Source organism: Stutzerimonas kirkiae (assembly GCF_004327335.1).
In the GTDB taxonomy this organism is placed as follows: Bacteria; Pseudomonadota; Gammaproteobacteria; order Pseudomonadales; family Pseudomonadaceae; genus Stutzerimonas; species Stutzerimonas kirkiae.
Genome location: NZ_QJUO01000003.1, coordinates 38,961 through 58,173 on the forward strand (window position 1 = coordinate 38,961; position 19,213 = coordinate 58,173).

The 19,213-nt window shown below is 63.4% G+C and carries 21 protein-coding genes; 13 read left to right on the top strand and 8 right to left on the bottom strand.

Features of this window, described 5'->3' with window-relative positions; genetic code table 11:
• Nucleotides 1–145: 145 nt before the first annotated feature.
• The 6 genes from cysM (at nucleotide 146) to ung (ending at nucleotide 6,960) form a co-directional block, all read left to right on the top strand.
• On the top strand, nucleotides 146–1,048 hold the full coding sequence (gene cysM, locus DNJ95_RS03025; RefSeq protein WP_131183244.1) for a cysteine synthase CysM: 903 nt from the start codon (nucleotides 146–148) through the stop codon (nucleotides 1,046–1,048).
• Between the two features lie 21 nt (nucleotides 1,049–1,069).
• Nucleotides 1,070–2,419 carry a 23S rRNA (uracil(1939)-C(5))-methyltransferase RlmD gene (gene rlmD, locus DNJ95_RS03030; protein WP_131183245.1) on the top strand — a complete coding sequence of 450 codons (1,350 nt, stop codon included), beginning with the start codon at nucleotides 1,070–1,072 and terminating at the stop codon, nucleotides 2,417–2,419.
• A gap of 141 nt (nucleotides 2,420–2,560) precedes the next feature.
• A complete protein-coding gene (gene relA, locus DNJ95_RS03035; RefSeq protein WP_131183246.1) occupies nucleotides 2,561–4,807 on the top strand; it encodes a GTP diphosphokinase in 2,247 nt (748 codons plus the stop codon).
• A complete protein-coding gene (gene mazG / locus DNJ95_RS03040) occupies nucleotides 4,804–5,658 on the top strand; it encodes a nucleoside triphosphate pyrophosphohydrolase (RefSeq protein WP_242671847.1) in 855 nt (284 codons plus the stop codon). Before relA ends, mazG begins: the two co-directional genes overlap by 4 nt.
• A 46-nt stretch (nucleotides 5,659–5,704) precedes the next feature.
• The gene (locus DNJ95_RS03045; protein WP_131183247.1) at nucleotides 5,705–6,244 is read left to right on the top strand and encodes a DUF2058 domain-containing protein; all 540 of its coding nucleotides are present in this window, start codon (nucleotides 5,705–5,707) and stop codon (nucleotides 6,242–6,244) included.
• 20 nt (nucleotides 6,245–6,264) lie between these two features.
• Complete coding sequence (gene ung / locus DNJ95_RS03050; RefSeq protein ID WP_131183248.1) at nucleotides 6,265–6,960, top strand: uracil-DNA glycosylase; 696 nt, start codon at nucleotides 6,265–6,267, stop codon at nucleotides 6,958–6,960.
• A 42-nt stretch (nucleotides 6,961–7,002) separates the two neighbouring features.
• On the opposite strand, the gene DNJ95_RS03055 is transcribed toward ung, so the two are convergent.
• The gene (locus DNJ95_RS03055; RefSeq protein WP_131183249.1) at nucleotides 7,003–7,842 is read right to left on the bottom strand and encodes an HDOD domain-containing protein; all 840 of its coding nucleotides are present in this window, start codon (nucleotides 7,840–7,842) and stop codon (nucleotides 7,003–7,005) included.
• Between the two features lie 14 nt (nucleotides 7,843–7,856).
• Complete coding sequence (gene ygfZ, locus DNJ95_RS03060; protein WP_131183250.1) at nucleotides 7,857–8,801, bottom strand: CAF17-like 4Fe-4S cluster assembly/insertion protein YgfZ; 945 nt, start codon at nucleotides 8,799–8,801, stop codon at nucleotides 7,857–7,859.
• Nucleotides 8,802–8,950: 149 nt separating this feature from the next.
• Between ygfZ and DNJ95_RS03065 the strand changes: the two genes are divergently transcribed.
• Both DNJ95_RS03065 and DNJ95_RS03070 read left to right on the top strand, forming a co-directional pair.
• Entirely contained in the window at nucleotides 8,951–9,205 is a 255-nt protein-coding gene (locus tag DNJ95_RS03065; protein ID WP_131183251.1) for an FAD assembly factor SdhE, read from the top strand.
• Nucleotides 9,189–9,641 carry a protein YgfX gene (locus tag DNJ95_RS03070; protein ID WP_131183252.1) on the top strand — a complete coding sequence of 151 codons (453 nt, stop codon included), beginning with the start codon at nucleotides 9,189–9,191 and terminating at the stop codon, nucleotides 9,639–9,641. Before DNJ95_RS03065 ends, DNJ95_RS03070 begins: the two co-directional genes overlap by 17 nt.
• On the opposite strand, the gene nadB is transcribed toward DNJ95_RS03070, so the two are convergent.
• Nucleotides 9,610–11,223 (bottom strand): L-aspartate oxidase, encoded by a 1,614-nt coding sequence (gene nadB, locus DNJ95_RS03075; RefSeq protein WP_131183253.1) that lies wholly within the window; start codon nucleotides 11,221–11,223, stop codon nucleotides 9,610–9,612. The two genes, DNJ95_RS03070 and nadB, sit on opposite strands and share 32 nt — an antisense overlap.
• 396 nt (nucleotides 11,224–11,619) lie before the next feature.
• Here nadB and rpoE point away from each other — a divergent pair, with 396 nt between their 5' ends.
• From rpoE to DNJ95_RS03095, 4 genes are all read left to right on the top strand, one after another.
• Nucleotides 11,620–12,201 carry an RNA polymerase sigma factor RpoE/AlgU gene (gene rpoE / locus DNJ95_RS03080; protein ID WP_131183254.1) on the top strand — a complete coding sequence of 194 codons (582 nt, stop codon included), beginning with the start codon at nucleotides 11,620–11,622 and terminating at the stop codon, nucleotides 12,199–12,201.
• Between the two features lie 31 nt (nucleotides 12,202–12,232).
• Nucleotides 12,233–12,877, top strand: coding sequence for a sigma-E factor negative regulatory protein (locus DNJ95_RS03085; RefSeq protein ID WP_131183255.1), 645 nt, complete (start codon nucleotides 12,233–12,235; stop codon nucleotides 12,875–12,877).
• A 56-nt stretch (nucleotides 12,878–12,933) separates the two neighbouring features.
• Entirely contained in the window at nucleotides 12,934–13,833 is a 900-nt protein-coding gene (locus DNJ95_RS03090; protein WP_276330872.1) for a MucB/RseB C-terminal domain-containing protein, read from the top strand.
• A 176-nt stretch (nucleotides 13,834–14,009) separates the two neighbouring features.
• The gene (locus DNJ95_RS03095) at nucleotides 14,010–15,419 is read left to right on the top strand and encodes a DegQ family serine endoprotease (protein ID WP_131183257.1); all 1,410 of its coding nucleotides are present in this window, start codon (nucleotides 14,010–14,012) and stop codon (nucleotides 15,417–15,419) included.
• A gap of 104 nt (nucleotides 15,420–15,523) precedes the next feature.
• On the opposite strand, the gene DNJ95_RS03100 is transcribed toward DNJ95_RS03095, so the two are convergent.
• The 5 genes from DNJ95_RS03100 to DNJ95_RS03120 form a co-directional block, all read right to left on the bottom strand.
• Nucleotides 15,524–15,934: an META domain-containing protein gene (locus DNJ95_RS03100; protein ID WP_242671845.1), complete on the bottom strand. Its 411-nt coding sequence runs from the start codon at nucleotides 15,932–15,934 to the stop codon at nucleotides 15,524–15,526.
• Nucleotides 15,931–16,368: a hypothetical protein gene (locus DNJ95_RS03105; RefSeq protein ID WP_131183258.1), complete on the bottom strand. Its 438-nt coding sequence runs from the start codon at nucleotides 16,366–16,368 to the stop codon at nucleotides 15,931–15,933. The genes DNJ95_RS03100 and DNJ95_RS03105 overlap by 4 nt, the downstream gene beginning before the upstream one ends.
• Nucleotides 16,369–16,457: 89 nt before the next feature.
• A complete protein-coding gene (locus DNJ95_RS03110) occupies nucleotides 16,458–17,015 on the bottom strand; it encodes a Smr/MutS family protein (RefSeq protein WP_131183259.1) in 558 nt (185 codons plus the stop codon).
• 51 nt (nucleotides 17,016–17,066) lie between these two features.
• Nucleotides 17,067–17,387, bottom strand: coding sequence for a hypothetical protein (locus tag DNJ95_RS03115; RefSeq protein ID WP_131183260.1), 321 nt, complete (start codon nucleotides 17,385–17,387; stop codon nucleotides 17,067–17,069).
• A gap of 81 nt (nucleotides 17,388–17,468) precedes the next feature.
• Entirely contained in the window at nucleotides 17,469–18,062 is a 594-nt protein-coding gene (locus DNJ95_RS03120) for a cysteine hydrolase family protein (RefSeq protein ID WP_131183261.1), read from the bottom strand.
• 210 nt (nucleotides 18,063–18,272) lie between these two features.
• Between DNJ95_RS03120 and prmB the strand changes: the two genes are divergently transcribed.
• A complete protein-coding gene (prmB, locus tag DNJ95_RS03125) occupies nucleotides 18,273–19,196 on the top strand; it encodes a 50S ribosomal protein L3 N(5)-glutamine methyltransferase (RefSeq protein ID WP_131183262.1) in 924 nt (307 codons plus the stop codon).
• The last annotated feature ends 17 nt before the right edge of the window (nucleotides 19,197–19,213 follow it).

Consider the following 19,213-nt stretch of genomic DNA (forward strand, 5'->3'; position numbering starts at 1 on the left):
GCTCGGCGGGTAGCGGGCGGGAGCGCTGTTGAAGTCATCATGAAATTGAAAGGCATGCCTCCAATTGCCTGCCGATCCGCTGCCCCTCCATGGGCCGTTGCCGGTATCATGTGCGACTTTTCAGGCCGTGCGGTTCAACGACGTCATGACTACCCATTATCCGACCATCGCCGATTGTGTCGGCAACACGCCCCTGGTGCGGCTGCAACGCCTGCCGGGTGAAACCAGCAATACCCTGTTGGTGAAACTGGAGGGCAACAACCCTGCGGGTTCGGTCAAGGACCGGCCGGCGCTGTCGATGATCAACCGGGCCGAGTTGCGTGGCGACATCGCGCCCGGGGACACGCTGATCGAGGCCACCTCCGGCAACACCGGCATCGCCCTGGCCATGGCGGCGGCGATCAAGGGCTACCGGATGATCCTGATCATGCCGGACAACTCCAGTGCCGAGCGCAAGGCGGCGATGACCGCCTATGGCGCCGAGCTGATCCTGGTCAGCCAGGAAGAGGGCATGGAGGGCGCGCGCGACCTGGCCTTGAAGCTGCAGGCGGAAGGGCGTGGCAAGGTGCTGGACCAGTTCGCCAATGGCGACAATCCACAGGCGCACTACACTAGCACCGGCCCCGAGATCTGGCGCCAGACCGCTGGCACCATCACCCATTTCATCAGCTCGATGGGCACCACCGGGACCATCATGGGCGTCTCGCGCTACCTCAAGGAGCAGAACCCCGCCGTGCAGATCATCGGCCTGCAGCCGCTGGAAGGCTCGGCCATCCCCGGCATCCGCCGCTGGCCGCAGGCGTACCTGCCGAAGATCTTCGAGGCCGAGCGGGTCGATCGCGTGGTCGATATGTCCCAGCACGAAGCCGAGCAGGTCATGCGCCGCATGGCCCGTGAAGAAGGCATCTTCTGCGGGGTGTCGTCGGGTGGGGCGGTGGCGGCGGCCCTGCGCTTGTCGCGGGAAGTGGAAAATGCGGTGATCGTGGCCATCATCTGCGATCGTGGCGATCGCTACCTGTCGACTGGTGTCTATGACGCGCCGGTCTGAATTCCCTGAAGGAAAACGCTGATGGCCAGGCGTACATCCGGCTTGCGCTTCCAGCCCAGTGGCGGCGAGAAGGCGGCGCAACTGCCGGTGGGCAAGAAGCAGCGCCTGAGCATCGAGCGCCTGTCCAACGACGGGCGCGGTATCGGTTTCAACGCTGCGCGTACCTGGTTCGTCGAGGGTGCGCTGCCTGGCGAACAGGTCGAGGCGCGGGTGTTGGCCGCGCGCCGGCAGATTGTCGAGGCGCGTTGCGAGCAGGTGCTGCAGGCCAGCCCGGCACGCCGTGCCGAGACCTGCCGGCATGCCCGCCAGTGTGGTGGTTGCACACTGCAGCATGCTTCGGCGGAGGATCAACTGGCGCTGAAGCAGGCCGCCCTGGCGGACCATCTGCGCCGTAGCGGCGGGCTCGAGCCGCAGGACTGGGCGCCGGCCCTGGCTGGCCCCGAATTCGGCTACCGGCGCCGGGCACGGCTGGCGGTACGCTGGGACGAACGCAATGCCCGCCTGGAGGTCGGTTTTCGCGCCCGTTCCAGCCAGGACATCATCGCCCTGGAGCAATGCCCGGTGCTGGTACGGCCCTTGCAAAATCTCCTGCCGGACTTGCTTGGCGTCTTGCACGAACTGCAGCGGCCACGGGTGCTCGGGCATATCGAATTGTTCAGCGGTGTCGGCGAAGCGTTGCTGGTGCGCCATATCGGTGCGCTGGCGCCGGCGGATCACCAGCGCCTGCTGGCGTTCGCCGTGCAGTACCGCTTGCAACTCTGGCTGCAGGGTGATGGCGAGCCGCAGCCTGTCGAGGACTATGGCTTCCTCGGCTATCGCCTGGAACCCTGGGCGCTCGAGCTGGCCTGGCGGCCGGGGGATTTCGTGCAGGTGAATGCCGTCGTCAACCAGGCCATGGTGAAGCAAGCCCTGGACTGGCTGGCATTGCTCCCGGGAGAGCGGGTGCTCGATCTGTTCTGTGGGCTGGGTAATTTCGCCCTGCCGATGGCGCGTTGCACTGCGCAGGTGGTGGCGGTCGAAGGTGTCGAAGCGATGGTGGCGCGCGCGCGCGAAAATGCCCTGCGCAATGCCTTGGGCAATGTGCACTTTTTCCAGGCCGATCTGTCGAAGCCGCTGGCCGATGCGCCCTGGGCGGTGGGCGGGTTTTCCGCGGCGCTGCTCGATCCGCCGCGCGAGGGGGCCCTGGAGGTGGTGCGGCAGGTCGCGGCGCTGGGGGTGCGGCGGCTGGTTTATGTATCCTGCAACCCGGCGACGCTGGCGCGCGACAGCGCCGAACTGATCGCCCAGGGCTACCGGCTGAAACGGGCCGGTGTACTGGATATGTTTCCGCAGACTGCGCATGTGGAGGCGATGGCGCTGTTCGAGCGCTGAGGGGGGCACCCCGTGTCGGTGGTCGGCGTGATCCGGCCGGTCCGGCATGCACGTTCGACGAACGTCCGGCTTATGGTTCAATCGGTCGGCATCGAGAATGCCGATAATAGACGCGTAGCGTCTGCGTAGAGGAATGGCGAGATGGTACAGGTTAGAGCGCTTCAAACGGTCAACGACGACGGCACTGTCAACCTGGAAGGTTGGCTGGATCATGTGTTGTCGATGGATCCGGCGCTGGACCGGGAGGGCTTGCGCCAGGCCTGCGAGTTCATACACGACGCCGAGCAGCAGGCCGATCTGCGCAACAAGGCGGCAAACACCGAAGGACTCTCCTGCTACCTGGCCGGCCTGGATATCGCGATCATCCTGGCGGACCTCAAGCTCGACCAGGAAAGCCTGGTGGCGGCGCTGATCTACCGTGGCGTGCGCGAGGGCAAGGTCGCCCTCGAAGACGTGCGCGGCCGTTTCGGCCCGGTGGTTTCCAAGCTGATCGAGGGTGTGCTGCGCATGGCCGCCATCAGCGCCAGCCTCAACCCACGGGATTCGCTGGTGCTCGGCAGCCAGACCCAAGTGGACAACCTGCGCAAGATGCTGGTGGCAATGGTCGATGACGTGCGCGTCGCGCTGATCAAGCTGGCCGAGCGCACCTGTGCCATCCGCACGGTGAAGAACGCCGATGACGAGCGCCGCCTGCGTATTGCCCGCGAGGTCTTCGATATCTACGCGCCGCTGGCCCACCGGCTGGGGATCGGCCATATCAAGTGGGAGCTGGAGGACCTGTCCTTCCGCTACCTGGAGCCCGAGCAGTACAAGAAGATCGCCCAGTTGCTGCATGAGCGCCGCCTCGACCGCGAGCAGTACATCCAGAGTGTGGTGAGGCAACTCAAGGATGAACTGGCGGCCACCGGCATCCAGGCCGAGATCGATGGGCGGGCCAAACATATCTACTCGATCTGGCGCAAGATGCAGCGCAAGGGCCTGCAGTTCAGCCAGATCTACGATGTGCGCGCCGTGCGCGTGCTGGTGCCCGAAGTGCGTGACTGCTACACCACCCTGGGTATCGTGCATACGCTGTGGCGGCATATCCCCCGGGAATTCGACGACTATATCGCCAACCCCAAGGAGAACGGCTACCGCTCCCTGCATACGGCGGTGCTCGGCCCCGAGGGCAAGGTGCTAGAGGTGCAGATACGCACCCAGGCCATGCACGAGGAAGCGGAACTGGGGGTCTGTGCGCACTGGCGCTACAAGGGCACGGATGTCAATTCCGGCTCCAACCATTACGAGGAAAAGATCGCCTGGCTGCGCCAGGTGCTCGAATGGCACGAGGAACTCGGCGACATCGGCGGCCTGGCCGAGCAGTTGCGCGGCGATATCGAGCCCGATCGGGTCTATGTCTTCACCCCCGATGGTCACGCCATCGACCTGCCCAAGGGCGCCACGCCGCTGGACTTCGCCTATCGCGTGCACACCGAGATCGGCCACAACTGCCGTGGCGCCAAGGTCAACGGGCGCATCGTGCCGCTCAACTACAGCCTGCAGACCGGCGAGCAGGTCGAGATCATCACCGGCAAGCAGGGCGGGCCGAGCCGCGATTGGCTGAACCCCAACCTGGGCTACGTCACCTCGAACCGCTCGCGGGCGAAGATCGTGCACTGGTTCAAGCTGCAGGCGCGCGACCAGAACGTCGCCGCCGGGCATGCCTTGCTGGAGCGCGAGTTGGGGCGCCTGGACTTCCCCTCGGTGGACTTCGAGCGCCTGGCCGAGAAGGCCAACCTGAAGGCCGCCGAGGACATGTTCGCCGCCCTGGGCGCCGGCGACCTGCGCCTGGCGCACCTGGTCGGGCTGGCCCAGCAGATGGTCGAGCCGGAACGCGGCGCGGACCAGTTGGAGCTGATCCCGCGCCGTCCGCTCCCGGTCAAGCCGGGCCGGCGCGACGATGTGCAGATCGAGGGCGTGGGCAACCTGCTGACGCAGATGGCCGGCTGCTGCCAGCCGCTGCCGGGCGACCCGATCGTCGGTTATATCACCCAGGGCCGTGGCGTCAGTATCCACCGCCAGGACTGTGCCTCGGTGCTGCAACTGGCCGGGCGCGAGCCGGAGCGCATCATCCAGGTCAACTGGGGGCCGATACCGGAGAAGACCTATCCGGTGGATATCGTCATCCGTGCCTATGACCGCGCCGGGTTGCTGCGCGACGTTTCGCAGATGCTGCTCAACGAGCGCATCAACGTGCTTTCGGTGAATACCCGTTCGAACAAGGAGGACAGTACCGCGCAGATGTCGCTGACCATCGAGATTCCCGGCCTGGGCGCGCTGGGCCGGTTGCTCGGGCGTATTTCCCAGTTGCCGAATATCATCGAAGCGCGTCGCCAGCGGGCCTCATGATGGAAAAGCTCGATTCGACTTACCGGCTGGACGATCTGCTGCACCTCATGGCGCGCCTGCGCGATCCACGGCATGGCTGCCCGTGGGACTTGCGCCAGGACTATCGCAGCATCGTGCCGCATACCCTGGAAGAAGCCTACGAAGTGGCGGACACCATCGAGCGCGGCGATTTCCAGCAACTGCCGGGGGAACTGGGCGACCTGCTGTTCCAGGTGGTCTATTACAGCCAGTTGGGGACGGAGGAGGGGCGTTTCGGTTTCAGCGATGTGGTCGATGGCATCACCCGCAAGCTGATCCGCCGCCACCCCCATGTATTTCCCGATGGCGACCTGTATGGCGCGGTCGATCTGCCGCGCCTGGACGAAGAAGCGATCAACCGGCGCTGGGAGGAGATCAAGGCGCAGGAGCGCGCCGAGCGTGCCGAAAGCCCGCAGCAATTGTCGCTGCTGGATGATGTGCCGGTGGCGCTGCCGGCGCTGAACCGGGCGGCCAGGTTGCAGAAGCGCGCGGCACGGGTCGGCTTCGACTGGCCCGAGGTGGCGCCGGTGGCGGAGAAGGTTCGCGAGGAACTGAACGAGGTGTTGGCTGCCTCGCAGCCGCAGGCGGTGGCCGAGGAACTGGGCGACCTGCTGTTTGCCGTAGTGAACCTGGCGCGCCACCTGGATGTGGACCCGGAAGCCGGGCTGCGGGCCGCCAACGAGAAATTCGAGCGACGTTTCCGCTTCATCGAGGAGCAGCTGCGCCTCCAGGGCAAGGCCATCGAGCAGGCCACCCTGGCTGAGCAGGATGCCCTGTGGGAGCTGTCCAAACAGCATGAGAAGCATGCGCAGGCGTCGACGGACAGGCTATGATTCGGCCTTTCGTCTGGCGGTGATTGTCACCTGATTGGGGGAGGTTATGGGTCTTTCATTACGCGACCAGTTGCTCAAGGCAGGGCTGGTCAATGAGAAGCAGGCCAAGCAGGCAGGCAAGCAGCAACAGAAGCAGCAGCGCCTGGAGAAGAAAGGGCAGGTCGAGAAAGATGACTCGCAGCGCCAGGCCGCCTTGCAGGCCCAGGCCGAGAAACTGGCGCGGGACCAGGAGCTCAATCGCCAGCAGAAGGAAAAGGCCGAGCAGAAGGCGCGTGCCGCCCAGGTCAAGCAACTGATCGAAACCAGCCGTTTGCCGAAGCTGGATGTCGATGACTACTACAACTTCGTCGATGACAAGAAGGTCAAGCGCCTGTCGGTCAACGCGCTGATGCGCGACAAGCTTTCCAGCGGCTCCCTGGCCATCGTGCGCCATGGCGGTGGCTATGAAGTGATTCCGCGCGAAGCCGCGCTGAAGGTGCAGGAGCGCGACCCGCGGCGTATCGTCCTGCTCAACGAGCGGACCGCGGAGCCTGATGCCGACGATCCCTACGCCGCCTACCAGGTGCCGGATGACCTGATGTGGTGAGCCATGACGGGGGAGAGGGCATGAGCCAGGATGATCGCATCAAGCTCGAAGCCAGTTGGAAAGAAGCCCTGCATGAGGAATTCCACAAGCCCTATATGCAGTCCATCCGCGATTTCCTGCTGCGCGAGAAACAGGCTGGCAAGGTGATCTACCCGCCAGGGCCAAAGATCTTCAGCGCGCTGGACTCCACACCCTTGGACCGGGTGAAGGTGGTCATCCTCGGCCAGGACCCTTACCACGGTCCGGGCCAGGCCCATGGCCTGTGCTTTTCGGTACAGCCCGGGGTGCCGGCGCCGCCTTCGTTGCAGAACATCTACAAGGAGCTCAAGCGCGATCTCAACCTTGAGATTCCCGCTCACGGCTATCTGCAGCACTGGGCCGACCAAGGTGTGCTGTTGCTCAACACCTCCCTGACCGTCGAGCGCGCCCAGGCCGGCTCGCACGCCAAGATCGGCTGGCAGACGTTCACCGACCGGATCATCCAGGTGGTGAGCGAGCGGCGTCCGCACCTGGTGTTTATCCTCTGGGGCTCGCATGCCCAGAGCAAGGCCCCGCTGATCGACCCTACCCGGCACCTGTTGCTCAAGTCGGTGCACCCTTCGCCGCTGTCGGCGCACCGTGGTTTCATCGGCAATGGCCACTTCAGCCGCGCCAACCAGTTCCTGCAGCAGCATGGCATGGAGCCGATAGACTGGCAGTTGCCAGAGCAGGTCTGACATTGGCAGGCCGTCGAGCGACGGCCTGTTGGCCTGAAGCGATCAGCGCAGTAGCTGCCTGGCTTCCAGGGTATCGATGAGCGATTCGTCGTCCTGGCGGAACTGGCTGATAGGGTCGATGCCCAGTTTCCTGAAGGCGGGCACTTCGGCCCAGGGCATGCTGGCATAGGGGTGGGATGTGCCTCGGTAGCTTTGCAGAATGGCCACCTGGACGATGTCGGTGTAGTCCTGCGTAATGGAGTCACGCTCGAAGTCCTGATACTGGACGGGCACCAGGGCGATCGCGTCGATGAACTCCCAGGCGCGTAGCAGCTTTTCGCCGAGAATCGGGTGGATCTTGTCGATCACATGGTTGAGGCTGATTTCGTCGGCCAGCAAGGCCCGGTTTTCTTCGGCATAGGTGAGGATCGGCAGTACGCCGATCTGATACAACAGGCCTGCCAGGGTGGCCTGGTCCGGCATCAGCCTGGATGAGTGGCGGCGGCAAAGGGCGTGGCTGATACCGGCGATCTCGGTGCTCTTCTGCCAGACCTCGCGCATCTTGCGGTTGACCACGTCGGTGGTGGCACGAAACATCTGTTCCATGGCCAGGCCGGTCGCCAGGTTGCTGGTGTAGTTGACCCCCAGGCGGTTGATGGCGGCATGCAGGTCGTTGATTTCCTTGCTGGCCCGCAGCAGCGGGCTGTTGACCACCTTGATGATGCGGGCGCTCAGGGCCACGTCGCTGCCAATGACCCGGCATAGTTCGCTGGTGCGTATTTCCGGGTTGGCAGCGGCCTCTCGGACGGTCTGTGCGACTTCGGGCAGCGTGGGCAGAATCAGGTCATCGTTTTCGATGGCCTGAATCAGTTCGCACTGAACTTTCTCGGCTAGGCTGCTCATCCTGTTCCTCGTCGTCAGCGCTGAATTTCCCGGTCGCTGTTCAGTTCATAGGGCAGCTTCAGCAGCCTCAGTACGGGACCGTCCGGCGCGCCGAGATGAATGCGGCCATCGTTCACGGCGTTCTCCTGCAAGACGGCCAGCAGTTCGAAACCCTCGGCATCGCTTGCCGATACGACGACCTCGCCGACACTGGAGTCGTGCACTGGCGAGAACAGTTCGCTGCCCGGCGCCGGCAATTCGTGCCCGGGCACGTCGCTGCGCAGGCGTTGCAGCCTGCGCTTGAGTTTGCCGAGGTATTGCATCCGCGCGACGATTTCCTGGCCGGTGTAGCAGCCCTTCTTGAAACTTACGCCGCCCACGGCCTGCAGATTGATCATCTGCGGGATGAACAGTTCACGTGTCTGGGCAAAGACCTGGCCGACCCCGGCACGGATCTGCGCCAGCAACCAGTCGTTCAGTGGAGCGCTGGCGACCGTCTGCAAGGTGGCTGCGACCTGTTCGGCCCTCGCCGGGGAGGCCCACAACTCTACCCGCATGCCGCCGAGGCCGATGGCGATCAGCCCTTCGCTGCGTACGACCTGGTTATCCCTGTCCGGTGCGCTCAGCCCCAGCGCTGCGAGTTGCGCGGTGCAGGCGAACAGACCATGGCGTGTCCAGTAGCCGCTTTCATCACTCAGTTCGCACTTGGAAAAAACCGCATATTTGCCCAGGTCGGCCTGCTGCGCCTCGAGCAGTTCACGGGCCATGGCAAGGAGATAGCCGTCTTCATGGGAGCAGATGCGAAAGCTCGACTGCATGCGCCCTTTGGAGGTGCAGCGGGCGCCGAGGCTGGCCTGTTCGGATGTCAGATAACTGATGTTGCAGGTCAGTTGCCCCTGCAGGAATTTGCTGGCGTCCGGCCCGCGTACGGCAAGAACGCCTTCATATGACAGGAGGCAGGAAAAAGCGGTGTCGGTCATGGGGGGCCGTCGTCGTGATTCCGGGATGGGCATCATAGCAGCGAGCAGTAGGAGGCTGGTAAGGTCGGTCGTGCGAAAAAGTGCTTTCTTTTCATGGTGACGGATGGCTACGGCTATACTGTGCGGCCTGTCCAAAGGAGTTGTGTGGCATGCTCGATCAATCCGAACTCAATCGTCTTTTCTGGCAGAGCCGCCGCGGCATGCTGGAGTTGGACGTACTGCTGGTGCCATTTCTGCAGGAGGTCTACAGCGATCTCGACGAAGAGGACCAGCGTCGCTACCGCAAGCTGCTCGACTGTGAGGACCAGGACCTGTTCGGCTGGTTCATGCAGCGCTCGGAGCCGGAGGATGCCGACCTGCGGCGGATGGTGCGGATGATCCTCGATCGTGTCCAGCCCGGCTAGCAGCTTCGAATGCACCTGGCAGCCTTCCCGTGGGCTGCTGGCACTCTACCTGCTCGGCTGGATGGTTGCCCTGGCGGCGGTCCTGTGCTGTGGCGCACCGCTCGTGCTGGCGGCAGTGCTGCTGCTGTGCTGCCTGCTCCACGCCGGCTGGTGCCTGCCCGGCGCAATCCTGCTGCGGGGGCCGCGGGCATGGCGCGGGCTACGGCATGACGGGCAGGGCTGGCGGCTGTGGAATGCCCATGGCGGCTGGCAGGGAGTGACGTTGTGTGCCGACACCCTGGTGTCGCCTGCGCTTGTCGTCCTGCGTTTTCAGCGCCCGGGCCGTCCATTCGCTGAAAGCCTGTGCCTGCCTGCCGACGCCATGTTGGCCGATGACCATCGACGGCTGCGGGTCCTGCTGAAATTCAGCCGCCATAGATGGGCGGTTGCAGAATAGTGTCCTGTGCCGTGGGCAAGCTGTCCGGGTAGTCCAGCGTATAGTGCAGGCCCCGGCTTTCCTTGCGTTGCATGGCGGAGCGGATGATCAGCTCGGCGACCAGTGCCAGGTTGCGTAGCTCGATCAGGTCGCGGCTGACCTTGTAGTTGCTGTAGAACTCGTCTATCTCGCTTTGCAGCAGGCGAACCCTGTGTTGCGCACGGGCCAGGCGCTTGTCGGTGCGCACGATGCCGACGTAGTCCCACATGAAGCGCCGCAGCTCATCCCAGTTGTGCGCGATGATTACATCTTCGTCCGAGTCCGTGACCTGAGTGGCGTCCCAGTCGGGCAGCACGGGCGACGGCTGCGGGATGTCGGCCTGGCGAACGATGTCCTGCGCCGCCGAGCGGCCATATACCACGCATTCCAGCAGGGAGTTACTGGCCAGGCGATTGGCGCCATGCAGGCCGGTGAAGCTGGTTTCGCCGATGGCATAGAGGCCCGGTACGTCGGTGTGCCCATGCTGGTCGACGACGACACCGCCGCAAGTGTAGTGCGCGGCGGGCACCACCGGGATGGCCTGCCGGGTGATGTCGATGCCATAGCCCAGGCAGCGTTCGTAGACCGTGGGAAAGTGGCTGGTGATGAAATCGGCCGGTTTGTGACTGATGTCGAGATAGACGCAGTCGATCCCCAGGCGCTTCATCTCATGGTCGATGGCGCGCGCCACGATATCCCGTGGCGCCAGTTCGGCGCGCGGATCGAACTGTGGCATGAAGCGCTCGCCGCTGGGCAGCTTGAGTTGCGCACCTTCGCCGCGCAGTGCCTCGGTGATGAGGAAGTTCTTCGCTTGCGGGTGGTACAGGCAAGTCGGGTGGAACTGGTTGAACTCCAGGTTGCCGACCCGGCAGCCGGCGCGCCAGGCCATGGCGATACCGTCGCCGCAGGCGCCGTCGGAATTGCTGGTGTAGAGGTAGACCTTGGCGGCGCCGCCGGACGCGAGCACGACGAAGCGCGCCTGGTAGGTATCGACTTCGCCACGCTGGCGATCGAGTACATAGGCGCCCAGGCAGCGCTTGCCGGGCATGCCCAGTTTGCTTTCGGTGATCAGGTCGATGGCCACGCGCTGCTGCTGCAACTCGATATTGGCGCGGGCCTTGGCGCACTCGAGCAGGGTGTTGAATATCGCGGCGCCGGTTGCATCCGCGGCGTGGATGATTCTCCGGTGACTGTGGCCGCCTTCGCGAGTCAGGTGGAATTCGAAGCTGCTGGCTTCATCGCCTTGCGTATCGCGGGTGAAGGGGACGCCCTGGCGGATCAGCCACTCGATGGACTCCCGGCTGTGCTCGACCGTGAAGCGCACGGCATCCTCCCGGCACAGCCCACCACCGGCATCCAGGGTATCTTCGACATGCGCGTCGACCGTGTCGCTTTCGTCCAGCACCGCCGCGACGCCCCCCTGGGCCCAGTAGGTCGAGCCATTGGCAAGGTCGCCCTTGCTGAGAACGGCGATGCGGAAGTGTTCTGGCAGGTTAAGGGCCAGTGTTAGGCCGGCGGCACCGCTGCCGATCACCAGAACGTCGTATCGATGGTAGTGGCTCATGTGGAAGTCCGCGCAGAGAAGCGCCGCCTGATCATGGATAAGCGCCGCCTGGTTATAGAGAGACACCGCCTAGTATAGAGAGTCGCCACCTAGTATATAGATGGTGCGCTGCGGCAAAATAGTCTTGGCAACGCCTGGGAACTTTTGTTCCCGGGCCTTTTCTATAGACGGATGATGGATGCAAACTGCCATCGCTTCCCCTGTGTGGGTAGTTGCCGCAATATTTGCCAATCAGAACGGCATCCCTGGTTGTCCGGGGAGACCGCATGCAATGCCAAGATGCATTGTGGAAAGCGTGCTATGAGGGGGAGAACTTTTGCAGAAGGTCCGGGTCTATTCAGGCAGGTCGGTTTGCTGGTGTGAGCGGATACCCTTCGTATCGACGGAGGCGCATTCGTGATGACCCAGGAGCAGGATCAGCAGTTGGTCGAGCGGGTGCAACGAGGAGACAAACGGGCTTTCGATCTGCTTGTGCTTAAGTATCAGCACAAGATTCTCGGCCTGATCGTGCGTTTCGTGCACGACTCCCATGAGGCCCAGGATGTGGCGCAGGAAGCGTTCATAAAGGCTTACCGGGCGCTCAGCAATTTCCGTGGTGACAGTGCTTTTTATACGTGGTTGTACCGCATTGCCATCAATACGGCGAAAAATCATCTGGTCGCGCGTGGACGACGCCCACCAGATAACGATGTGAGTTCCGAGGATGCCGAGTTCTATGAAGGCGATCATGCCCTCAAGGACATCGAATCACCGGAGCGATCTTTGCTCAGGGACGAGATAGAAGGCACTGTGCACCGGACCATTCAGCAGTTGCCCGAGGATTTGCGTACGGCACTGACCCTGCGTGAGTTCGACGGCCTCAGCTATGAGGAAATTGCCAGTGTGATGCAATGCCCGGTGGGCACCGTGCGTTCGAGGATATTCCGTGCGCGCGAAGCAATCGATAAGGCGTTGCAACCCTTGTTACATGAGTCCTGAGACAGCGGCGACAGCCAAGAGAGGAATCGCAATGAGTCGTGAAGCACTGCATGAATCGCTGTCCGCGGTGATGGATAACGAAGCGGACGAGTTGGAGTTACGCCGAGTGCTCGCCGCAGGTGGCGATGCAGTCGATGGTGGTGATGAGGAAGTGCGTTCGACCTGGTTGCGATACCAGGTGGCGCGTGCCGCCATGCACAAGGAACTGCTCGAGCCACGGCTGGATATCGCAGCCGCCGTATCCGCCGCGCTTGCCGATGAACCTGTCCACGCCTCCGAAGCGGTTCCGGCCGCGCTGGCTGCGCCGGTGCAGCGAGTGCGTTCCGCATGGCGCAGTGTCGGGCGCCTGGCCGTCGCCGCATCGGTGACCGTTGCGGTGCTGGCTGGCGTGCGCCTGTACAACCAGCAGGACGTTGCCGGGCCGCAGTTGGCGCAGCAGGCTGCGCAGCCGAGCCTGAGCGCACCTGTGGCGGCCCAGGGGCCGACCATCCTGGCGGGCTACAGCGAGGAAGAGGGCGCCAAGGTGCAAACGGTTTCCGAGGTGGGTTCTGCCAATGGCTGGCATGAGCAGCGTTTGCCTACCTATATCCGCCAGCATGCGCAGCAGGCTGTCTTTGGCGCGGGTGCCGAGACTCCGGTGCCGCATGCCCAGTCCGCGAGCATGGAAGAGCGCTGAGTAGACCCTGGATGTACCGTTCTCCGCTGCTCGTTGCGCTATGGGGCTGCCTATCGATGCCAGCCCTTGCCGCTGATGCCGATGAGTGGATGAGTCGCTTCATCGAGGCCGAGCACCGGCGAAGCTATTCCGGTACGTTCGTTTACGAGAAGGATGGCAACCTGTCGACCCACGCGGTATGGCAGGTTGCCCATGACGGGGTACTCCGCGAGCGGCTCTTGCAGCTCGATGGGGACCCTGTGGAACTGGTTCAGGGCAATGGGCACTCTGCCTGCATGTCCGACGAAGTGCCGGCCCCGATTGGCGTCCTGCAACTCTGGCAGGCCGTCCCGTTCGATCTGGAAACGCTTTCCAGGTATTACCAATTCCGCCTGACTGGCGAATCGAGAATCGCCGCGAGGCCAGCCGTGGTCCTTGTCATCGAGGCGAGGGATCAGTTCCGGCACAGTCTCGAACTGCATCTGGATCGTGAAACCGCCCTGTTGCTCAAGTCCGTGGTCCGTGACGATCAGCAGTTGCCGCTCGAGCGCCTGCAATTCGTGAGTTTCGATTTGTCGACTGCCTCCGCGGAAGATTTCCGCCCCGGCGAGGCATGCAAGCCCGTCAGCCATGAGCCGCATTCCTCGGTGGAGCAACAGGCCCAATGGCGTCTGGACTGGCTACCGCCCGGGTTTCGTTTGCTCGCCAGCGAGACCAGGCCCGACCCTCTTTCCGGGGTGCCTGTGGCCTGGTTCGGTTATGGTGATGGCGTGGCCAGGTTCTCGATCTTTCTCGAACCATTGAACGAGCAGGCTGCAGACAGCATGAGCCGCCAGATCGGTTCCACGGTTGCCGTTTCCCATCGAATCAGTACGCAGGATGGCGGCGTCATGGCCACGGTGCTCGGGGATATTCCCCTGGGCGCGGCCGAGCGGGTGGCCTGGTCGATGCGTTATACCGGAGGTATTGGCCGCTGAGGCGCCGGACAGGTATCTTGCCGTGGCAATGCGCCTTGTTTATCTTCTTCTGCTTCGCCTGCTCCAGGCGGGAATGAGCCGGGCGGGCGAGAGAAATTCGCTGTATCGGGAATGTGTCGTGCTGGAAGTTGATCCAGTAGTGGTTTTCTAGGCTTTATTCAGTGGGGACTTGGATCATGTTCAATCGAAAGACGTGTCTGGCTTTCTGTGCCGGCCTTGCATTGCTGGGGCAGGCGCTGCTTGCCCACGCCGACCTGCCGGACTTCACCTCGCTGGTCGAGAAGGCTTCTCCAGCGGTGGTCAATATCAGTACCAAGCAGAATGTTCCGGTGCGCAGCGCCAGTGCCCAGATGCCGGATCTTGAGGGCTTGCCGCCGATCTTCCGCGAGTTCTTCGAACGCAGCATTCCCCAGGCTCCCGGCGGGCGGGGCCAGCAGCGTGAGGCCCAGTCGCTGGGTTCGGGCTTCATCATTTCCGATGATGGCTACATATTGACCAACAATCATGTGGTGGCCGATGCCGACGAGATCATCGTGCGCCTGCCTGATCGCAGTGAACTGGAAGCGAAACTGATCGGTGCCGACCCGAGAACCGACGTGGCCGTGCTCAAGGTCGAAGGCAAGGGATTACCGACGGTCAAGCTCGGGGATTCCAGCAAGCTGAAAGTGGGTGAGTGGGTGCTGGCCATCGGCTCTCCGTTCGGTTTCGACCATACGGTCACCTCGGGTATCGTCAGCGCCACCGGGCGCAACCTGCCCAATGACAGCTATGTGCCTTTCATCCAGACCGACGTGGCGATCAATCCGGGCAATTCCGGCGGGCCGCTGTTCAACCTCGGTGGCGAGGTTGTCGGTATCAACTCGCAGATATTCACTCGCTCCGGAGGCTTCATGGGGCTGTCCTTCGCCATTCCGATCGATGTCGCCATGGATGTGGCCGAGCAGTTGCGTGCCACGGGCAAGGTCAATCGCGGCTGGCTGGGCGTGGTCATCCAGGAAGTGAACAAGGACCTGGCAGAGTCTTTCGGCCTCGAGCGTCCTGCCGGCGCCCTGGTCGCCCAGGTACTCGACGGCGGCCCGGCGGCCAAGGGTGGCCTGCGTGTCGGCGATGTGATCCTCAGCCTCAATGGCAAGCCGATCGTCATGTCCGCCGATCTTCCGCACCTGGTCGGCTCGTTGAAGCCGGGCAGCAAGGCGAAGATGGAAGTCGTTCGTGACGGTGATCGCAAGACCCTGAACGTCGCCATCGGCGCCTTGCCGGAGGAAGGCGAGGAGGTCGCGGCCAGCGGCAGTGGTCCGGCCAAGAGCAGCAATCGCCTGGGCGTCAAGGTGACCGAGCTGACTGCCGAGCAGAAGCGCAATCTCGATCTGCAGGGTGGTGTGGTGATTACCGAGGTCATGGATGGCCCGGCTGCGATGATTGGCCTGCGCCCGGGGGATGTGATCACTCACCTGAACAATCAGGCGATCAACAGTGCGAGCACTTTCGGCAAGGTGGCCGAGCAGTTGCCGAAGAATCGTTCGGTTTCCATGCGCGTGCTGCGTCAGGGGCGTGCCAGTTTCATCACCTTCAAGCTGGCCGAGTGAGTTCTGGCGGTGGGGCGGGCTTGCCCGCTCTCATCGAGCCGGAATTATCCAGTTGAAGCCGCAGGAGTGGCCGTGGCCGCTCCTGCGGCTTCTGTTTGCGCGCGCTATTCCTGGGCCGGCCAGAAGCGCAGGGGGTGGCCTTCCGCCGGCCAGAGACGCATCTGGTCGATATTGGATATGTCCCAGCGTTCGACCTGGCCCAGAAGGTCGAGGAAGTGCCGTTCCTGCTGCATGATTTCCTCGAGGCACAGCTTGCGTGTGCTGCCGATGTCACTGAAGCGAATGCTCTGGCCATCGAGCCGGTAGTTGGCGAACCAGTGGTTGCAGCCGGCATTGCCATAGGCGCGATCGTCCGCCAGGGTCAGGGATACCGGGTTGCGGCCGATCACTGCGGTGTCTCCGACCCATTCCGCGATATAGGTGAGGTAGGTCTGCGGTGCCTGGGGGGCGCCGCTTTCGCGGGCGCAGCCGGCCACCGCCAGTCCGAGGGCGATGGGCAGAAAGCTGTGTTTCACTGTGCGTGCTCCTTGCATGCGGGGCATAGATGGCGTCCTTGACGCTCTTCCCAGCCCAGTTCGGCTATGCGCGCCTGGGCTGATTGCGAGCGTTGCGCCTGGCCGTTGGCTGCGTCGTGGGCGAATTCGAAGTCGAGGCTTTTGCCGCAGTCGTCGCAGTTGACCTGCCAGGTGAGGATTTCCAGTTCACGGAAGATCGGCCCGTTGGCGACCGCGATCCACTGCCCGGGCGGGTTGATCAGGTGGCGGACCTTTTCCACGACCAGGCGCTGGGACAATTCCCGGCTACCCCTGAGGGTGACGAGCAGGGTGTCCTCGGGGCGTATCGAGCCACCGCTGCCGGTGACCTGGTAGCGCCCTGGCATCAGCGCACGGCATTCGGTCAGGGTATGGGCGGGGTTCAGCAGGGTGTAGCGGAAGTCGTGTTCGGCCATGGTTCTGTCAGTCGCTCTGCGAAGGGCGACAATGCTAGGGGCTGTTGACGTTTAAAGCTACAGGAGCGGTGATGCGCGCTTGCCGTATGTCATTCGTCGCGGCCTTCGAGCATGGTCCGCTTGAGCATCACATAGACCGAGCCGGTACCGCCGTGGCGTGGCAGGCAAGAGGTGAAGCCTAGCACTTGCGGGTGCTGGCGCAACCAGGTGTTGACGTGGCTCTTGATCAGGGGGCGCTTGCCGTCCAGCCGGGCGGCCTTGCCGTGGGTGATGCGCACGCAACGGATCTCGTAGCGGTTGGCTTCCGCGATAAAGGCCCACATCTGTTCCCGGGCCTTTTCGACCGAAAGCCCATGCAGGTCCAGGCTGCCTTCGAAGGCTATCTGCCCGGCCTTGAGTCTGCGCATCTGGCTGTCCTGGACGCCGTCGCGGGCCCAGTGGAGTTCTTCCTCCGCGGCCACGTCTATGACGAACTGATCGGACAGCCCGTCTATCCGGAGGGAAACCTGGCTGGTGGTCGCATGGGCGCGGCGCTTGGCGATCTGCTGTTGATTGCGGCGCGTCTTGCCGGTATCGGCACGGTCGTGGGTGATCTGTTTCACACCGCGTACCGCGTCCTTGAACAGTGAAAAATCGTCGTCTTGCATGGGAGCCTCCAAAGTGGTGGCAGTTTACTCCATGACATCCGTCGCAGGTTTTCAGTCGCGCTTTTTCATCAGGTCCGGGGACAGACTCAGCGAGCTGGTCTGGCGCATGCGGCGGCGCAGGCGGCGCCAGAACGAAATCCCGCCCCACAGTAGCAATACCCCCACGATCAGCAGTGTGCTGCCGGTGGCGCGGTTGGCTTGCATGGCAATGACTTCGCCGCGATCGAACAGCAGCAGTGCGCCGCTGAGCGCGAAGGCGAGCCCGGCAGCGGCGATCAGGAATGCCAGCAGGGCGCCCAGGCACCAGCGCCAGCCCTGTTTCTGCTTGCGCGGGCGCAGGCGGCGTGCGTCGAACCTGTCTGATAGTTTCATACCGGTCACCTCTTGCATTAACAGGGCTATGACCGGAGCGGCAAAGGCAGGTTCAGTCACCTGCCCGACGGATGGCTTATTTCAGATGAGCGCGTCGGCATCCTCGACGCAGATGGCGAAGTTGTCGGCAAGGGCGGTCATTTCCACACGATGCACCCGTTCGGCGTCGATCTGGCCATCGCCCTGTGGCAGATGGCGGGTGGCGCAGGCATTCTCCACCAGGGTGCAGCGATAGCCGTAGTCCTTGGCGGCTCGCACGGTGCTGCTGACACTGGAGTGGGTCATGTAGCCACAGACGATCAGGTCCAGGCGGCCATGTTTCTGCAGCAGGTCGTGCAGCTCCGTGCCGGCGAAGGCGTTGGGCAGTCGCTTGGCGACCACCGACTCGCCCGGCAATGGCGCGGCTTCCGGCATGATCTGGCCTCGCAGCCCCTGGGGGTCGAACAGGCCGGAAGTGATGCCAAGGTGATGGATGTGTACGACAGGGGCACCGGCTTCGCGGGCGGTTTTCAGCAGGCGAGTGATCTGCGCGAGCGAGGATTCGAGGTTCGGCAATGCGAGGGCACCGCTGCGGTATTCTTCCTGAGCGTCAATGACCAGAAGGGTGGCATTGGCCCACCTGGCAGGGGCATAGCTGCGGCCACTGAGTTGAAGCAGGGTCTGTGGCTTGGACATTTCGGACTCCTTGTTGAGGTCAGGGGCTGGCCTGGGGATGATTGTCGCGCTGGATTCGAGGGTTGTGAACCTTCGCAGGCGCAGGCGGCCTGCCCTGGAATCGCAATCGGCCCGTGATGGCGGTGCAAGAGGCTATCTTAGAGGAGACGGGGAGGAAAGCTCAGTCGCCTTTGGGCTAAACTGGCGGCCTTTTGTCCAGGAGTCGCCACCGTGATCGCTTCGCCTTCCCGCCTGCGCACCTTGCGCGATTATATCCGCTGGGCTGTCAGCCGTTTTCATGCCGAGCAACTGTTCTTCGGCCATGGCACGGATAACGCCTGGGACGAGGCGCGGCAACTGGTACTGGGGGCGTTGCACTTGCCCTGGCAGATGGCCGACCACTATCTGGATTGCCGCCTTGAAGATGACGAGTGCGAGGCATTGCACGAACTGTTGCGCCGCCGTATCGAAGAGCGGGTGCCGACCGCCTATCTGCTGGGGCAGGCCTGGTTCTGCGGCCTGCCCTTCGTGGTCGATGAGCGGGTGCTGATCCCGCGCTCGCCGATCGCCGAGCTGATCGAGCAGCGTTTCGAACCCTGGCTGGCGCAGGAACCGGCGCGGATTCTCGATCTGTGTACCGGTTCGGGCTGCATCGGCATCGCCTGTGCCTATGAGTTCGGGGCGGCGGAGGTGGTGCTGGCGGATCTTTCCTACGAAGCCCTGGAAGTGGCCAACAGGAATATCGAGCAGCATGAGCTGGAGGAGCGGGTCTATACCGTCCAGGGCGATGGTTTCGAGGGGCTGCCAGGGCAGCGTTTCGATCTGATCGTCTCCAATCCGCCGTATGTCGATGCCGAGGATTTCGCCGACATGCCCGCGGAGTACCGGCACGAGCCGGCGCTGGGGTTGGCTTGCGGGGCGGATGGCCTGGACCTGGTACGGCGCATGCTGGCCGAGGCGGCCGACCACCTTACCGATAACGGCGTGCTGATCGTGGAGGTCGGCAACAGCCAGGTGCATGTGCAGGCGCTGTACCCCGAGGTGGATTTCACCTGGCTGGAGTTCCAGCGGGGTGGCCATGGCGTCTTCCTGCTGGCGGCCAGCCAGTGCCGCGCGCACCAGGCGCTGTTTCGCCAGCGGCTGGCCGTCGCATAAGCTGGACACGGAATACC

Excerpts from the sequence above, each read along its gene's own strand:
- cysM (WP_131183244.1), top strand. The coding sequence starts at position 146 with ATGACTACCCATTATCCGACCATCGCCGATTGTGTCGGCAACACGCCC.
- rlmD (WP_131183245.1), top strand. The coding sequence starts at position 1,070 with ATGGCCAGGCGTACATCCGGCTTGCGCTTCCAGCCCAGTGGCGGCGAG.
- relA (WP_131183246.1), top strand. The coding sequence starts at position 2,561 with ATGGTACAGGTTAGAGCGCTTCAAACGGTCAACGACGACGGCACTGTC.
- mazG (WP_242671847.1), top strand. The coding sequence starts at position 4,804 with ATGATGGAAAAGCTCGATTCGACTTACCGGCTGGACGATCTGCTGCAC.
- DNJ95_RS03045 (WP_131183247.1), top strand. The coding sequence starts at position 5,705 with ATGGGTCTTTCATTACGCGACCAGTTGCTCAAGGCAGGGCTGGTCAAT.
- ung (WP_131183248.1), top strand. The coding sequence starts at position 6,265 with ATGAGCCAGGATGATCGCATCAAGCTCGAAGCCAGTTGGAAAGAAGCC.
- DNJ95_RS03055 (WP_131183249.1), bottom strand. The coding sequence starts at position 7,842 with ATGAGCAGCCTAGCCGAGAAAGTTCAGTGCGAACTGATTCAGGCCATC.
- ygfZ (WP_131183250.1), bottom strand. The coding sequence starts at position 8,801 with ATGACCGACACCGCTTTTTCCTGCCTCCTGTCATATGAAGGCGTTCTT.
- DNJ95_RS03065 (WP_131183251.1), top strand. The coding sequence starts at position 8,951 with ATGCTCGATCAATCCGAACTCAATCGTCTTTTCTGGCAGAGCCGCCGC.
- nadB (WP_131183253.1), bottom strand. The coding sequence starts at position 11,223 with ATGAGCCACTACCATCGATACGACGTTCTGGTGATCGGCAGCGGTGCC.
- DNJ95_RS03085 (WP_131183255.1), top strand. The coding sequence starts at position 12,233 with ATGAGTCGTGAAGCACTGCATGAATCGCTGTCCGCGGTGATGGATAAC.
- DNJ95_RS03090 (WP_276330872.1), top strand. The coding sequence starts at position 12,934 with ATGCCAGCCCTTGCCGCTGATGCCGATGAGTGGATGAGTCGCTTCATC.
- DNJ95_RS03095 (WP_131183257.1), top strand. The coding sequence starts at position 14,010 with ATGTTCAATCGAAAGACGTGTCTGGCTTTCTGTGCCGGCCTTGCATTG.
- DNJ95_RS03105 (WP_131183258.1), bottom strand. The coding sequence starts at position 16,368 with ATGGCCGAACACGACTTCCGCTACACCCTGCTGAACCCCGCCCATACC.
- DNJ95_RS03110 (WP_131183259.1), bottom strand. The coding sequence starts at position 17,015 with ATGCAAGACGACGATTTTTCACTGTTCAAGGACGCGGTACGCGGTGTG.
- DNJ95_RS03115 (WP_131183260.1), bottom strand. The coding sequence starts at position 17,387 with ATGAAACTATCAGACAGGTTCGACGCACGCCGCCTGCGCCCGCGCAAG.
- DNJ95_RS03120 (WP_131183261.1), bottom strand. The coding sequence starts at position 18,062 with ATGTCCAAGCCACAGACCCTGCTTCAACTCAGTGGCCGCAGCTATGCC.